Annotated in this window: 3 protein-coding genes and 1 pseudogene; all 4 read left to right on the top strand. The window is 37.8% G+C overall.

Going from position 1 to position 1,815, the window contains the following annotated elements:
* Positions 1–572 (top strand): annotated as a pseudogene (locus HMPREF2628_RS11070) (hypothetical protein); the annotation flags it as partial.
* A 10-nt stretch (positions 573–582) separates the two neighbouring features.
* Entirely contained in the window at positions 583–849 is a 267-nt protein-coding gene (locus HMPREF2628_RS03990; RefSeq protein WP_070842400.1) for a MerR family transcriptional regulator, read from the top strand.
* Positions 833–1,489 (top strand): enhanced serine sensitivity protein SseB C-terminal domain-containing protein, encoded by a 657-nt coding sequence (locus HMPREF2628_RS03985; protein ID WP_070842399.1) that lies wholly within the window; start codon positions 833–835, stop codon positions 1,487–1,489. The genes HMPREF2628_RS03990 and HMPREF2628_RS03985 overlap by 17 nt, the downstream gene beginning before the upstream one ends.
* A 35-nt stretch (positions 1,490–1,524) precedes the next feature.
* Positions 1,525–1,767: a DUF4176 domain-containing protein gene (locus HMPREF2628_RS03980; protein ID WP_257375281.1), complete on the top strand. Its 243-nt coding sequence runs from the start codon at positions 1,525–1,527 to the stop codon at positions 1,765–1,767.
* Positions 1,768–1,815: the final 48 nt, after the last annotated feature.

The raw sequence follows: 1,815 nt of genomic DNA, 5'->3' as shown, positions 1-1,815 counted from the left end.
TGATGCACTTCTCAAGTAAACATGCGGATGATGTAGTGAGAGTGGCAGAGAAGCCCTTTGATAAAGAGAGGATTCTTGAAAATCTTAGGCAAAGTCGACTTGCACGGGAAAGTTCGAAGTTTGGGGAGTATTTAGGAAAAGAAAATCAATTTAGATATCCTACAGATATTGATGGTAGTGTAAAATTAATAGAGAAGGCTGACCTTCCATCATGGATTGTGGATTCATTTCAGGATGGACAATATCGGACGGTAGTGACAACAGAAGAAGTAACTGTTTATCGTACATTTGGAGGGAATGCAAAACAAGAAGGAAGTTTTGTAACCTCTTCTCCTGCTCAAAATAGGATTCAAGCGAAAATTGATACAGCTTTATTACCTGAATGGAAGAATACTCGGATGTACGAAGTAGAGATTCGAATTCCTAAGGGAGAAACATTAAGTATTGGAAAAGTTGCGCCGCAGAAGATTTCTTCATCAGGGACTGTTCTAAAAGGCGGTGCGGACCAAATATTATTACCACAGGGATGGTCGCAGGATTGGGTAGTGAATGTAAGGACTGTCCCTAATTAAGGAGTAGATTATGAGTATGAAATCAATAGAGATAGCCAATAAAATTTTAAAAATAATGGATGAACAGTATCCTTCAGAAATACAGGGAAAAGGAGCAATTAACACTCTTTATAACATTATTAGATCAATAAAGGAAACAGAAACTATCCCATCGAATGTTCATCTTAAGGATCATGCACGTATGTTGATAGATGCAACTGCTAATTATAATTTAGAAATCATCTACCTACTTCAAGATTTAGATAAGGAATTGAAAAAGAATAAACATAAAAGATAGTTTACAACATTTTTCATCGAAACGAAAAGAAGAGAATAGGTCGAAACTTCTTTCAGATATGGAGAAATGGACGCTGTTCGTCCCTATAAGATGGGTAGATAAGCAGACGTTCCGCATTCTCCATATTCAGGATGGAACAGAAAATTTTTATCTGCCTATTTTAACGAGTCAAGAAGAGCAACTGCCACCTATAAGTGATAATAATTCAATTCAGTTGGAATCTGTTCGCCTATCTGATTGTATACAGTTACTTCAGTCTAATCATCAAATAGCTGGAATTGTTCTAAACCCTATGTCTGATAATGTAGTCCTTCCATCAGCTTTATTCCACGGACAGAGTACGACGGAAAAGCAAGTATCATTTGGGGTTCCAAGTAAAGATTATTCTTGGCTGACAACTCCTTTAATTTCATTCTTACAACAGAATACGGGTGTTCGGATGGTCTACCTATTGATGGTTTTTAGAGAGAATCAACCAGTAGCAACGCTCGTTGTAGATGGTGAAGAAAAAGATTGTCTTGCTATTGTTGATTATTTAAATCATCAGCAGTATTCTGAAGCTATTGATATTCTTCCCCTACAGACAGCTTTTTCAAAAGAAATCATTAAAGATGTTTCTCCTTTTTATACTAATCTATAGTACCATCTCTTCAAGAAGGATTTGATGACTATGTAGTGGATTATCTGGCTCGCATCTGGCCTTTGGGTGAGATGCCTGGAATGGATGCTTTTTTCGTTAGTAACATGATGATTGAGCGGCTTCGTTTTGAAGGCTATAGTGACGACTGGGAAAGTCAGTTCACAGAGGATGTTTTACGTGCGACACAGCTCTCCCAGCAACAAGTATCGACTGCTTTTATGCGCAGTGAGGATTTTGTTCGGTATTATGAGCCGTATGTAAACACGGAGGAAGGTTAATGGGATTTTATGTAGATATTGCGGAGCTTCAGAAAGCCCAAGAGGCCT

It is taken from the genome of Streptococcus sp. HMSC063B03 (genome assembly GCF_001836965.1).
GTDB lineage: Bacteria > Bacillota > Bacilli > Lactobacillales > Streptococcaceae > Streptococcus > Streptococcus pneumoniae_F.
This window is presented reverse-complemented; position numbering and strand designations above follow the sequence as displayed.

Excerpts from the sequence above, each read along its gene's own strand:
- HMPREF2628_RS03990 (WP_070842400.1), top strand. The coding sequence starts at position 583 with ATGAGTATGAAATCAATAGAGATAGCCAATAAAATTTTAAAAATAATG.